The following is a 13144-nucleotide window of genomic DNA, read 5'->3' as shown; positions in this document are numbered from 1 at the left end:
CCAATTCTAGACGGAGAAGGTGAGAGTGTTGTCACAAGATCTATTTGCATCCGGCCTTCAGGATAATGTAAAAATCATGAAAGACATCTTGGGCGGCAGTATGGATTTCATGGTCCGTTCCCTTACTATTAGCCGTACTTCATGGAAAGCGGCGGTCGTATACATAGACGGGTTGGTTGATAAGAACGTTATGAACGAGCAAGTAATCAAGCCGTTGCTGCAAGAGCAGTCAATGATGCCGATACTAACTGCCGAGGATCCCGAGCAGCTCGTCCAGCATATTTCCGACTCCATACTTTCGATTTCTTCCGTACAAGCCGTTAGGCACGTGAACGAATGTACCTCCCAAGTATTGCAGGGGAATGCTGCATTATTTATAGAAGGCATTGCAGGTGTAATTATTCTTGGTACGGCCGGGTGGGAAGGCCGTTCGATAGATGAGCCTTTTTCCGAAGCGGTAGTAAGAGGTCCAAGGGAAGGATTCGTAGAAAATCTCAGACTCAATATATCGCTGATTCGACGCCGGATCAAGGACCCCAAATTGACCATTCTCAATTATAAAATCGGTCGTCGTTCCCAAACCGACATTGCCTTATTATATATAAATGATATAACGAACCCTGATCTGATCGAAGAAGTGAAGAGCAGGATCGAACAAATCGATATCGATGAGATTCCCGAGTCGGGATTTATCGAGCAGCTTATCGAAGATAATTTCCTCTCCCCGTTTCCTCAAGTACAAAACACAGAGCGCCCCGATAGGGTGGCCAGCTCTTTAATGGAAGGGCGAATAGCGTTAATCATCGACGGGACGCCAATTGCTTTAATCGTGCCGGTTACCTTTGCCATGTTAATGACCTCTTCGGAGGATTATTACGAGCGCTGGCTTCCGTCCTCGTTGATACGTTTACTACGATATGGGGCGGCGTTCATAGCATTATTCCTGCCGGCGCTTTACATTGCTTTAATTTCTTATAACCATGGGCTAATTCCTACCAAGCTGGTTTTGTCCATCGCTGCCGGAAGAGAAGGGGTTCCCTTTCCATCTCTGATCGAGGCGTTAATTATGGAGGTTACATTGGAAATCCTCAGGGAGGCCGGCTTAAGATTGCCGAAGCCAATCGGACAGGCGGTAGGTATTGTAGGCGGTTTGGTAATCGGGGAAGCTGCCGTGCAGGCAGCCATAGTGAGCCCAATTATGGTCATCGTTGTTGCTTTAACAGCAATATCATCTTTTGCCTTTCCCCAGTATGCGGCTGGATTAGCCATTCGGATGCTCCGGTTTGCCTTGATGATTGCCGCATCGGTGCTGGGGCTTTATGGGATCATTCTGATGTTTCTTTTCATTACCGCTCATTTGATGAAATTGCAGAGCTTCGGAGTCGATTACATGAAGCCGTTTGTTCCTATTCGCTTGAGCAACTGGAAGGATTTGATCATCAGACTGCCGCTCCAAACGATGAAGCGTCGTCCGGAAATGGTTAAGCCCATGGATCGCTCTCGAAAATAAAGAAGGGCAAGGGAGAGAGTGTATGGTTACGAATCGTTTAGAGGAGATTACATCGACTCAGATAGCCTCGATTGTAGCAAAATGTATGATTGGGACGGGGATTCTTATCTTACCTCGTGAAATAGCGAAAAGCACAGATTCTCCGGACGGCTGGATCTCAGTCATCTTGAGCGGTTTACTAACGCTGCTTGCAGGATATTTGGTTATGAAACTAAGCTTACTATTCCCGAAGCAAACTATTTTCCAGTACGGTAAGACCATAGTAGGGAAATACCTGGGAGTCCTTCACACCCTTATCGTCATTGCCTATTTTACTCTTTCATCGGGATATTTACTGCGGGTATTAGGGGAGGTTATTCGTATGTATCTGTTGGAAGAAACCCCGATGGAGGTAACGATGATCGCTTTCTCAACCATCGCCGTTTATTTGACAGTGGGAGGAATCCAGCCCATCGCGCGTTTTATTGAATTTTTCTTTCCTCTTATCATTGTCATTCTGCTTTCATTAATTGCTCTTAGCTTTCGGGAATTTGAACCGGATAATATCCGGCCTATTTTTGGAGAGGGAGGATCCCCTATAATCAAAGGCATCGTTCCTTCTGCCCTTTCGTTCAGCGGTTATCAGATCATGCTGATCCTGGCTGCCTATGTGAAGAAGCCCGAAAAGGCTGTGAAATCGGCTCTAACAGGCATCAGTATCGTGATTTTTTTATACACAATGGTAGTTATTATTTCTATCGGAACATTAACTGTTGACGAAGTGAAAACCGTAACCTGGCCAACCATGTCCGTTGCCAAAGATATTGACTTGCCCGGTGGATTCTTTGAACGGTTCGAATCCTTCTTCTCCGTGCTCTGGGTCATAAGTATGTATACGGCGTTTGTCCCTTATCACTATGTGGCCAGCCTGGGTCTAGGTGAGCTTTTCCAAAAGAGCTACCGGCCCTTTGCTTACTTGCTGCTTCCTTTTATTTATATGATCGCCATGTATCCGAAGGATTTGGATGCCGTATTCCGATTGGGTGACGTCGTAGCGTATTACTCGATATTTACGATGATTGTCATTCCCCTCTACCTGTGGATCATTGCCAAGATGAGGAGGCTAGGCACTTGAGAGGTTCTAGTATAATACGGATTGCCTTCGCTTTCCTTAGCCTGGTGACGTTAATTGGATGCTGGGACCGGGTAGAAATCGAAGAAGTAGGGATCACTCTCGGTATCGGATTTGATATGGCTGATAAAAAAACGGACACCACCGGAAGGGAGGGGCAGAGGATTTCCATGACTCATCATTTTGCCATTCCCGAACAATTCTCTTCCAAGGGAGGCGTGAAGTCGAAAAAATCATATGTAAACCTGACCAGTACTGGGGAACAAGTTTTTGAAAACGTCAACGAGATATCGACGCGCTTGTCTCGTATCCCGAGCTACGAGCATTTAAGAATTATAGTTATCAACGAGGAAGTGGCCAAATCGATTGATTTGAGAAATATCGTTAATTTCTTATTGCGAAATAGTGAGACAAGAAGGTCGATGCCCGTGTTGATAGCTCAAGGACCGACCGTCCAAGTATTAGAAAAGGAAGGGATTGCGACCAACCCCGCGCTTAAATTAAAGGGCATGACGGAAGATTACCATAAGTCTTTAAGTATGCCGCCATCCTTAAAACTAGGGGATCTGTCGGAAAAGCTGACTGGAAAAAATAGCTTTGTCATTCAGAAAGTATCGACAACGGAAAGAGAGGCCAAATTGGCAGGGGCCGCCGTAATTAAAGGAAAAACTGGAAAAATGGTTGGCTGGTTAACCGAGGAAGAAACAACAGGGCTAAACTTCCTTTATCCGGATCATAAAAGACAGGGTGTAGTTAAAGGAATAGACCCGAAAAGCGGGAACGCCATCGTCTTTGAGGTCCATAAATTAAATAGAACCATTTCGCCGCAATCTCTTGGCGACAAGATTGATTTTGCTGTCGAGCTGAATATAGAAGGTCGTCTCCGAGAGGATTGGGTTTATCCCGGTAATGCTTTTGATAAGGAATTCATCTCAAGGGCGGAGCTTGCAGCCAAGGAATCCGTTGAAAAATTGGTTCAAAAGGCGCTTAGCAAAACACAAAAAACATTTAAAGCCGATGTGGCGGATTTTGGCAAGAAGCTTCAAATTCAAAATCCAAAGCTTTGGAATAAGGTTAAGGAGAATTGGGATGACATCTTCAGCCGTTCGGTGATCAGCGTTAAGGTTGATGTAAAAATACTTGAGTTCGGTACGACAGCGACCAAGAAGGGATAACAATTCAATAGGGTAGGGCCGGATCATTGGCTAGGACGCGGCTCTTTTTTTTTATGCCAAATATAGCTTTACAAGAGAACATATATTCGCTATTCTGGATATGGGTATATTTACCAACCAATCGGGAGGAATGTGAATATGCAAACCTATCAAGACGAAGTATTGGACAGAGAAGAGATCAAGCTCGTTGGATTTTCAATCATGGAAAGTCTGCACAATGTTCTAGAGACCAAGATTGTCATGACATTGCGTGAAAGCTTGGCTGCTCAGAGGAATGAAATCGAGAACCGGGAAGGGGACGGAATCTATTTGCTTCAGGATTATTGTCATGAAGGTCAATGGACTCCTCACGTCCCTTATCGGCATGTAGTCGCTTATGAAGTATCCTCCTACGGCGAAATACCCAAAGGCATGATCACTCATACTCTGCTTCCCGGCCGTTATACGAAGGTTGTCCATCAAGGACCCGAGTCGCAGATCAGTGCGACTTATGAATATATCAATAATACCCATGGCGAAAGACCGATCGATATCGAATATTGGACGGATATTCATGCATTAGAGAATGATAATTCCCAAATTGACATCTATTTTCCATCCAAGGGCTAGGATTAAAGCGGGGAGCTCTGGCATTCTGTCAGGGCTTTTTTCAATTGGTTAACAAATTGGGAAAGGGAAGGACATAGGGGTATAGCTTGTAAAAAAGGAGACATGCTATGGGTATACCTTAAAGAGGAGGGATGATCTATTATGCCAAGACGTCGAAGAGGTTCGTCTTATCCGATGGACAACGCTATGTCCACAGGAAACGTAATGGAAACAGGCATGACAGGCGGAACTACTGCCTGGAACGGAATGACATCAGGTACATCCAGCTGGCCTTCCGGCACGCAGTACGGTGCTGACCGCGATTACGAAAATGCCGTTGAGCCGACCCACAATGGCAATTTTGCCTGGAATGGCCAGCCTATCCCGCAATATGCAAGCTTCAACCCAAATGGGCAAACCAACGGTAGTAGTTCGTATATGCCTCAATCCAGCAATGTTGGTACTCAAACCTTTGCGGGCAGCCCAATGCCCGTGCCTGGCTCATCCGGAAACCCGCAGGCGGAGTACGGCCAAAGAAATACCGGAATTAATAATGCGGATGCCCGCAATGTCGGGTTTCAAGGAGGCTATACGGGTTATGGCCCGAACGGTCAGCCCATCCAATATGGGACGTTTATGCGCGACGGTACCCAGTACGGCAAAGGGCCGCATACTATCGACCCGAACAAAAAGATTATCGCGGCCGTTCGCTACAGCGACGGCGGCATCAGCGCCGTGAAGTTCCAGGATGGTTCGGTGGCGGATATCGCACAAGCGATCGCAATGGCTGAAGCGGATTTGATCGAGGACGTCAACACCGGGAAAAACCGGGAAGGCCAAAAAACGCTGAGATCCTACCCTGACGGCGATCCTTCCAACAACTTGTCGAATTTGCCTCGCTTCTAAATGATGACTTTGAACAAGCGGCCTTTCCCGAAGGGGAGAGGCTGCTGCTTATTTATCTTGCAGTTTTGATTCCAAACATTTTTAACAAATGATAAGTATAATATTTCTTTCCCTACTATCAAACGTAAAATAGTGATACTATTACTATAAGTTCTGGAAATTAATCCCTGAACTTTCGGGAAGTACACATAAAAAGGGTAGGGGGATGAGTATGGTTAAACTGGCAATTAGTCATTCTGTCGTATCTTCAGATGCTTTAGTGCCATTCATTCATGATATTTATAATATTGGAGATATCCTAGAATGCCGTTTTATCAGTAATGGGCTTAATGATACTTATATAGTAATCGCAAATGACAAGAAATACATACTTCGAATATACAAAGTTAACTGGCGATCTATAAGTGACATTGAATTTGAGATTAATTTGTTAAATCACTTACTATCAAATGGAATCCCGGTTTCTTTTCCCGTCGAAAAGAAGGATGGCGGTTACCATACAGAATTGAAAGCCCCGGAAGGGCCGCGCTACGCGGTGTTATTTACCTATGCTGAGGGTGGATATTCGAATAGTAAAGAAAGTTGTTCATTATATGGTGAAGAAGTTGCCAAGATGCATGTGGTTATGGATGAATTCCACAGCGGTCACCAAAGATTTGAATTAGATCTGGATCATTTGCTGACAAAGCCTCTTCAATCGATTAGACCTTTGTTAATCCATAGACCGGAGGATGTAGAATATCTGGAATCATTGTCTTTGCTACTAAAGAACCGTATCCATGGATTTTCTTCTGATCTAAGCTGGGGAGTATGTCATGGGGACCTTCATGGAGGGAATGTGCATTTCCATGATGGCGGCTTGATGCATTTTGATTTCGATTGTGCCGGGCCTGGCTGGAGAGCCTATGATATATCCGTTTTCCTATGGGCAAAAGTCCGAGGACGAGAAAAAGATAAGTTTAAGAATGAATTATGGGATCTTTTCCTAGAGTCTTACCAGAAAAATAAAAAGCTTTCTCAGTGTGAGCTTGAAGCAGTTCCTACTTTTGTTGCAATCAGAGAGATCTGGTTAATGGGACTACATACGGGCAACTCGAAAGTTTGGGGAGCGTGGCAAGATGATCACTACTTTAATAAGAACCTCCAGTTTCTGAGAGAGTGGTGCGAAGAGAATTCTATAAACTAAAAATTCTAGGATCATCATATCTATTGTAATGGAAAACATAGTATTTTTTATTATGTTCCATATAAGAGATATCAAGCCGGCTATCCACGATAACCGGCTTTTTCATTTCCCCTCAGCTTATTCATTTTTTGCAGCCAATAATCGGTACACATCGCGATCAAATCTTTAGCCGCTTGACTTAAATAACTGTCTTTTTTGTAGCTGGCGGCGATGTCCCAAACCGGATTCTGTTGAAGGGAGAAGTAGGAGACATTCGGTCCAGGCTTGGCGTAACTAATGGGAATTATGGAACAGCATATCCCCTCGGCGATCATTTCATACAAAGTTTTGCAGCTCCTGGTTTCCAATAAAATGGGAGGTGCGATGTTATCTTCGGCCAGGAGCTGGTCGTAGATTTCCCTAAGCGTGGAACCTTGCTGCATGACGGCAAATGAATCATGCTCGAAAGGCTCCAGATTAGTCACGGGAAGCCGTTCACCTAATTTGCCTCCGCGACATGCAAGTGGATGGGAGCTGGGAACACCCAGAATGATTTCCTCCGAACATATAGGAATATAAGTATCCTTCGTTTTTTGAAAATCCTGGAGCGTGACAAAGCCTATATCCAGATTTCCTAGGGATATTTCATATTGCTGCTTTTTTACGGGCATTTCCAGGGGCTCGATCGTAACCTTGGGATATTTTTTGTAAAAAACCGGATAAATAGAAGCAAACATGTCGGTACCTCGTTCCGGGGTCAAGCCGATCGATAGTTTGCCTTCTTGAAGGTCCAGCAAATCATGGATTTGTCTGTAGGTCTCTTTTTTGATGTATAGGATTTTTTTGGCGTTCTCTATATAGATCTTTCCAACTTGCGTCAGATGCCAATTGCTTTTGGAACGAACGAACAACTGTGCCCCCAATTCTTTCTCTAGCTTCAGGAGCTGTTGATTTAAAGCGGATTGTGTCATGTACAGCTTATCCGCAGCCTTGGTAATATTGTTATCCTCCGCAATTTGGATCATATACTCCAGCTGTTTCAAGTCCATGTTCAACGCCTCGCAGCTCTTAATGTTTTTAAGAGTAAACTAATTTATATCACTTTTACTAATTGCTAATAACAGATTACTATGAGATTAATTCTAGAACAAGTGCTATGCTGAGAGGGGATCGTTATCATGGCTGGACAACGTTCGGAAGCTGAGGAGCCGCTGTATATCAAAGTGAATCCAAAGGACAATATTGCTATTGTTGTCAACACACGAGGTTTACCGGAAGGAACCGTATTCCCATGCGGCCTTAAGCTTCTTCAACAGGTTCCGCAAGGACATAAGGTAGCTCTTACAGATATCGCTCAAGATGAAGGCATCATTCGCTACGGCGAGGTCATCGGATATGCGATGAGATCGATTAAAAGGGGCAGCTGGATCGAAGAAACGATGGTGAGATTGCCTAAGCCTCCGGGATTGGAGGATTTACCGATAGCAAGCGCCGTGCCGGAAGCGCTTCCACCTTTGGAAGGGTATACATTCGAGGGATATTTGAATAAGGATGGTACCGTTGGAACGAAAAATATTTTGGGAATAACAACCAGTGTGCAATGCGTGGCCGGCGTGCTTCATTATGCAGTAAAGAAGATTAAAGAAGAGCTGCTGCCGCGATATCCTAATGTCGAGGATGTTATAGCCCTTACTCACACTTACGGCTGCGGGGTGGCGATCGATGCGCCGGACGCTATCATTCCCATTCGTACGATCCAGAATATCGCATTGAACCCGAACTTTGGCGGAGAACTGCTGGTGATAGGGCTCGGATGCGAAAAGCTGCTGCCCGAACGCTTGGTGCCTGACAAAGATTCCGGCAGGATCATTACCTTACAGGAGAATCACGGTTTTATTCCTATGGTAAACATGATTATGACGATGGCGGAGGAACGGCTCGATAGATTAAATCGAAGAAAGCGCGTCACCTGTCCCGCATCAGCGCTGGTTGTCGGCCTGCAATGCGGCGGAAGCGATGCCTTCTCAGGGATTACCGCGAATCCGGCCGTCGGTTACGCGGCAGATTTATTAGTGCGCGCAGGGGCTACGGTAATGTTCTCTGAGGTGACGGAAGTCAGGGATGCTATCCACTTGTTGACACAGCGAGCCGCTAATGAGGCGGTCGGCCGGGCTTTGATCCGTGAAATGCAATGGTATGACGATTACCTGCAGAACGGCAGGGTCGATCGCAGCGCGAATCCTTCACCCGGTAATAAAAAAGGCGGGCTAGCCAACATCGTCGAGAAGTCACTCGGATCCATCGTGAAATCGGGCACGAGTCCGATTGTTGGCGTACTGTCACCAGGCGAAAGAGCTGTCGGTAAAGGTCTGCTGTTCGCGGCAACGCCTGCAAGTGATTTCGTATGCGGTACATTGCAGTTGGCTTCCGGTATCAATGTGCAGGTGTTTACAACCGGCCGCGGCACACCCTATGGCTTAGCTGCCGCTCCTGTCATCAAAGTGTCTACGAGAAATGCTTTGGCGGAGCAGTGGCATGATCTGATCGATCTGAATGCGGGAACCATTGCGACTGGAGAAGCGACCATTGAAGAGGTGGGCTGGGAGCTGTTCCGTCTCATTCTGGATATCGCTAGCGGAAGGAAGAAAACATGGGCGGACCATTGGGGGCTGCACAATGATTTGGCTTTATTCAATCCGGCACCTGTTACCTAAGTAATCTCGTTAGCAGAGAAAGGATTGTCCGGAAGATGATGAACATTATCCCGCTGGATTCTTTATGAAAATTTGAACATGTTGAAACGAGGAGGCCGCCGATAGCAAATCGGCAGCCTCGTTTCATGAATGAGGACAAGCCCTAAATAGTTTTATTGACCCTGCTCGTAGTTTCTCGCTGATCGTATTTTTCTATATTGAAGCGGAGTCACTTTGGCAGACCGCTTAAAGATTCGGTAAAAGTGCTGCAGATTCTGAAATCCGCAGCTTAAAGCGATTTGTATGATATCCTGATCGGTATTCTCTAACAGCTTCTTAGCCTCAATCACACGACGGTTCAGCAAATATTCAAATAGGGTAAATCGGGACGTTTCTTTAAACAAGTGGCAAATATAATATTTGCTTAGACCGAAAGTAACCTCCAATTGCTCTAATGTAATGGGATTCATGTAGTTGTCGTCGATGTATCGGATGAGAGCCTGAATATGAGGGTTAGAGGATGGAACGCCGGGCTGTTTGGAGGCTATCCGGTGATATTCGATAAGCAGCAAGAGCAGGTTCAGTCTTATTTCGGACAGCGAAATGGCGTCTTGATCGGCCGTATAACGGGAATAAGCATACCCGATTTTAGAAAAAAGCGATAATAAGCTTTCTCTTTGCGCTAAATCGGTTTCAACCTTTCGCGGCCCCCCATGCACGATCCACTTCAAGACGGAAACCAATTCAGCTTCTGACAACAATCGTTTAATGAAATCTTTGCTAAAATTGATGACGTACCTCTCATAGGGACGATTGGGGTTATAAAACAGCCGATGGATTTCGTACTCGTTAATAAAGAAAAAATTCCCGTCATGAATCGCATAGGTATTGTCCTTTAAAAAAATGTGCAGGTCCGCCTTAATGAAAAAATCAAACTCAAACGAGTTATGATAGTGCTGGAGCGGCTTCAGTTGTACAACTTTCTCATTCAAGTAGCTAAAAAGGAACTGCCCCGTGTCGTTATACAAATCCGGATCCAATTCAAACCATCCCCTTCAAAAAAAAGAATAGCAATATACGTGAATTTCTGCAATATAAAGGAAGATGATTTTCGGCAGCTGAGCTATGCTTTATGCAAGTAATATGAGTACAGCGAAGCTGAGAAGACCATTCCGGTTATTCGCCAATATTGCGAAAACGATGGGATATAGAAGAAATTAATTGAATCAGAGGTGCTATAATGAAAGGTTCTACTTTCCGGCATGAATTCGTTCAGCGCAGAGACGGAGCAACGGGGAAGACCGTGACACAGCTTACCTCCTTGCCTGGGAATCACCATCATCTCTATTTTACGAGCAGCAGCTTCACGGCGGATAACCAAGAAGTGCTGTTCATCAGCGATCAGTCGGGGGGACATCCGAATTTGTTCAAGATGTCGCTCGAGGACGGTATAGCTGTGCAGTTAACCGACAACAGGGACGGCTATATGAAAAGCTACGTCTATTATGATGGTCAATTAAACCGCGGGTTAGCCAAAGCGAGTCCAAGCTATAACCCGGGCAGCCACAAGCTGCTATACATTCAGCATAATAGGGTTCATTTGATGGATCTTAACACACTTTCAGACGAAGTCATCTATTCGCTGCCAATGCATGTCATGACCGGGTTTACCCATATATCCGCGGATGGCCGATGGGTCTGCATCCCTTATATTGACGCGAGCGCATTTGAAGTCGGGGAAGGCAATCCGTTTACTCTGATCCGGGACAAGGTGTACAGGAAGCTTATAGAATCCAGGCTGCTGGTGATTGATACGCACACGGGATCATCGGAAATTCGCTGCTCGCACGTAGGGTGGGTCACTCATGTACAATTCCACCCGCTGAATCCGGATCGGATCTTGTTTAACCATGAAGGAGGTATGGTTGAACAACGGATGTGGCTGTTTGATAACCGTTCGGGCGTAGTCAGCAAGGTACGAGATCAAGCGGATGCCGCATCCGAATTATGGATTTGTCATGAAATGTGGATAGACCAAGGAAATGCCGTTTTGTATCATGGCACTCAAGGAGTACCTAACGATCCAGCCATGAAGGATGAGGGCAAGAAGAAAGATGACATTATCAGCTTTGTCGGGCGGATAGATTTGGAAAGCGGCATAGCGACGGAGCTGTCGTTTTCTCCGGAGATGGACTCATACGGACACTTCACAAGCTCTTCCCGTGGAGATCTTCTAGTGACCGACGGAGTCATTGATAATAAAAGCATCCACCTGTGTCAGCCCAACTGGGAGGAAGGACGGTTGTCCATCACTCAAGTTTGTCAGCACAACAGCAGTTTCATGACACAGGATGTGCATCCGCATCCGATTTTCAGTCACGATGATCGCCATATTCTCTTTACCTCTGACTCTCACAATGAACAAAAGAAGGGGAATCTTTACTTGGTTGACTTGAAACAGGAGGATGAACCAACTTAAAGCTAATTAGAAGCATAATCGGATCAAGCTCGTGTGAAATTTTTCTGACACGGGCTTGATCCGATTTTTATTTTCAGCGTTATCAGATCGGTTGTCCGAAATACTCACTTTTCATACTCACAATTGTATTCAAACTCAATAGACCGCAATGTATGATTGGAATAAATAGAAGAAAGGGGTTTCAGAATGAAAAATAGGAATAAAGCACTGAGCCTTGCATTGATCGGTATGGTAGCGATGACTACTGCTTGTTCCGGTTCCAATCCCTCACAGCAGGGGGCCAAAGAAGAGGAGAAGAAGGAGCCGATTAAGCTGACGGTTCTTCAATATCTGCTCACGGTGACGGATGAGGATTTCAACAAACTGATTGCGGAGCCGGTTAAAGCCAAATTTCCGCACATCACGATGGAGCTGGTTCGAAAACCGGCCAATCAATCCTTTGAAGATATGCTTACAGCCGGGACATTTCCCGATCTGATGCTTCAAGCTAATTTTGATATTTATAAATATACGACGCTCGGACTAGCCGAGGATTTAACCTCGCTGGTGAAGAACAACAATGTCGATTTGTCGCGGTTTGACCCGAATATCATTCAAACGTTGAAGAGCTATGGAGCAAAGGGCGAGCTGTATATGCTGCCTTTGTACAGTAATCCTGCGGCCTTGTACTATAACAAGGATATTTTTGACCGCTTCGGGGTCCCTTATCCGAAGGATGGGATCACATGGGATGAAGTGATCAGCCTCGCGCGCCAATTAAGCAGAACCGATGGAGGCCAGCCGTATTACGGTCTCGATCTGATAGCCGCCCCGCGTATTTCGGCATCGATGATGCTTCCGCTGTGGGATCCGGGCTCAGGCAAAGTGGTTCTTACGACCGACAGTTGGAAATCGTACTTCGAGATGTACAAGTCCATTAAGGATATTCCCGGCAACCAAACGAAAGGAATATTCAACGACTTTGAAAAAAATAAAAACCTGGCTATGATGGTCGCCTATAACCGGTTAACACAGCTCGAGGAGCTGCACAAGGCAGGCACCGCGCCGAATTGGGACATCGTGACCTTCCCGAGCCGCAAGGAAGCGCCATTGGTTAAAGAAACCGATGTGTCCGGCCTCTTATTATCTACCAATAGCAAGCATAAGGAAGAGGCATTCCAAGTGATGAAATTTTTGGCGGAGAAGGAAAACCAGGCACGAATGGCCAGAAGGGGTCTTATCCCGGTCATTAACGATCCGGAGGTGACGAAGGAATACGGAGCGGACCTGTCATCTCTTCAAGGGAAGAATGTACAAGCCCTGCTGAAGATGAAAATCGGGCAAAATCCGCAGCCGACGGAGTATGAAGAAATTATTAAAGACGTCATCAATAAATCCATGACCGAGTACCTGAAGGGGAGTGTGGACGTCAATTCGATCTTGAGACGGGCAGAGGATGATGCTAATAAAAAAATAGCCGAAGCCAAAAGATAGCTCTTTTCGGTTCCCTAGCCTGTGGTACTCATGTCAGCTAAGCT

At 45.6% G+C, this 13144-nt stretch carries 11 protein-coding genes; 9 read left to right on the top strand and 2 right to left on the bottom strand.

Going from position 1 to position 13144, the window contains the following annotated elements; translation table 11 throughout:
• Positions 1-28 precede the first annotated feature (28 nt).
• From B1728_RS17470 to B1728_RS17445, 6 genes are all read left to right on the top strand, one after another.
• The gene (locus tag B1728_RS17470; protein WP_256865399.1) at positions 29-1510 is read left to right on the top strand and encodes a spore germination protein; all 1482 of its coding nucleotides are present in this window, start codon (positions 29-31) and stop codon (positions 1508-1510) included.
• A gap of 22 nt (positions 1511-1532) precedes the next feature.
• Positions 1533-2624 carry a GerAB/ArcD/ProY family transporter gene (locus B1728_RS17465; protein WP_079911571.1) on the top strand — a complete coding sequence of 364 codons (1092 nt, stop codon included), beginning with the start codon at positions 1533-1535 and terminating at the stop codon, positions 2622-2624.
• Positions 2621-3796, top strand: a complete 1176-nt coding sequence (locus tag B1728_RS17460; protein WP_179136061.1) for a Ger(x)C family spore germination protein — start codon at positions 2621-2623, stop codon at positions 3794-3796. The genes B1728_RS17465 and B1728_RS17460 overlap by 4 nt, the downstream gene beginning before the upstream one ends.
• A gap of 138 nt (positions 3797-3934) precedes the next feature.
• Positions 3935-4405: a GyrI-like domain-containing protein gene (locus B1728_RS17455; RefSeq protein WP_079911568.1), complete on the top strand. Its 471-nt coding sequence runs from the start codon at positions 3935-3937 to the stop codon at positions 4403-4405.
• A 141-nt stretch (positions 4406-4546) separates the two neighbouring features.
• Complete coding sequence (locus tag B1728_RS36845; RefSeq protein ID WP_256865398.1) at positions 4547-5290, top strand: DUF3892 domain-containing protein; 744 nt, start codon at positions 4547-4549, stop codon at positions 5288-5290.
• A 211-nt stretch (positions 5291-5501) separates the two neighbouring features.
• Positions 5502-6476 carry a phosphotransferase enzyme family protein gene (locus B1728_RS17445; protein WP_179136060.1) on the top strand — a complete coding sequence of 325 codons (975 nt, stop codon included), beginning with the start codon at positions 5502-5504 and terminating at the stop codon, positions 6474-6476.
• Positions 6477-6556: 80 nt separating this feature from the next.
• Here the strand turns inward: B1728_RS17445 and B1728_RS17440 are convergent, their stop codons facing one another.
• A complete protein-coding gene (locus B1728_RS17440; protein WP_079911565.1) occupies positions 6557-7504 on the bottom strand; it encodes a LysR substrate-binding domain-containing protein in 948 nt (315 codons plus the stop codon).
• A 129-nt stretch (positions 7505-7633) separates the two neighbouring features.
• On the opposite strand from B1728_RS17440, the gene garD reads away from it, so the two are divergent.
• Positions 7634-9169 carry a galactarate dehydratase gene (garD, locus tag B1728_RS17435; RefSeq protein WP_079911564.1) on the top strand — a complete coding sequence of 512 codons (1536 nt, stop codon included), beginning with the start codon at positions 7634-7636 and terminating at the stop codon, positions 9167-9169.
• A 152-nt stretch (positions 9170-9321) separates the two neighbouring features.
• Here the strand turns inward: garD and B1728_RS17430 are convergent, their stop codons facing one another.
• Entirely contained in the window at positions 9322-10188 is an 867-nt protein-coding gene (locus B1728_RS17430) for a helix-turn-helix transcriptional regulator (RefSeq protein ID WP_079911562.1), read from the bottom strand.
• 200 nt (positions 10189-10388) lie between these two features.
• Between B1728_RS17430 and B1728_RS17425 the strand changes: the two genes are divergently transcribed.
• A complete protein-coding gene (locus B1728_RS17425; protein ID WP_079911561.1) occupies positions 10389-11627 on the top strand; it encodes an oligogalacturonate lyase family protein in 1239 nt (412 codons plus the stop codon).
• Positions 11628-11813: 186 nt separating this feature from the next.
• Positions 11814-13100, top strand: coding sequence for an ABC transporter substrate-binding protein (locus B1728_RS17420; RefSeq protein ID WP_079911559.1), 1287 nt, complete (start codon positions 11814-11816; stop codon positions 13098-13100).
• Positions 13101-13144 lie beyond the last annotated feature (44 nt).

Origin of the sequence: Paenibacillus sp. 32352, from assembly GCF_002042965.1 — a bacterium.
GTDB classification, from domain to species: Bacteria; Bacillota; Bacilli; order Paenibacillales; family NBRC-103111; genus Paenibacillus_S; species Paenibacillus_S vulneris.
This window is presented reverse-complemented; position numbering and strand designations above follow the sequence as displayed.

Bases quoted from the DNA above. Each gene is read 5' to 3' on its own strand.
- B1728_RS36845 (WP_256865398.1), top strand. From the start codon at position 4,547: ATGCCAAGACGTCGAAGAGGTTCGTCTTATCCGATGGACAACGCTATG.
- B1728_RS17465 (WP_079911571.1), top strand. From the start codon at position 1,533: ATGGTTACGAATCGTTTAGAGGAGATTACATCGACTCAGATAGCCTCG.
- B1728_RS17425 (WP_079911561.1), top strand. From the start codon at position 10,389: ATGAAAGGTTCTACTTTCCGGCATGAATTCGTTCAGCGCAGAGACGGA.
- garD (WP_079911564.1), top strand. From the start codon at position 7,634: ATGGCTGGACAACGTTCGGAAGCTGAGGAGCCGCTGTATATCAAAGTG.
- B1728_RS17440 (WP_079911565.1), bottom strand. From the start codon at position 7,504: ATGGACTTGAAACAGCTGGAGTATATGATCCAAATTGCGGAGGATAAC.
- B1728_RS17420 (WP_079911559.1), top strand. From the start codon at position 11,814: ATGAAAAATAGGAATAAAGCACTGAGCCTTGCATTGATCGGTATGGTA.
- B1728_RS17445 (WP_179136060.1), top strand. From the start codon at position 5,502: ATGGTTAAACTGGCAATTAGTCATTCTGTCGTATCTTCAGATGCTTTA.
- B1728_RS17455 (WP_079911568.1), top strand. From the start codon at position 3,935: ATGCAAACCTATCAAGACGAAGTATTGGACAGAGAAGAGATCAAGCTC.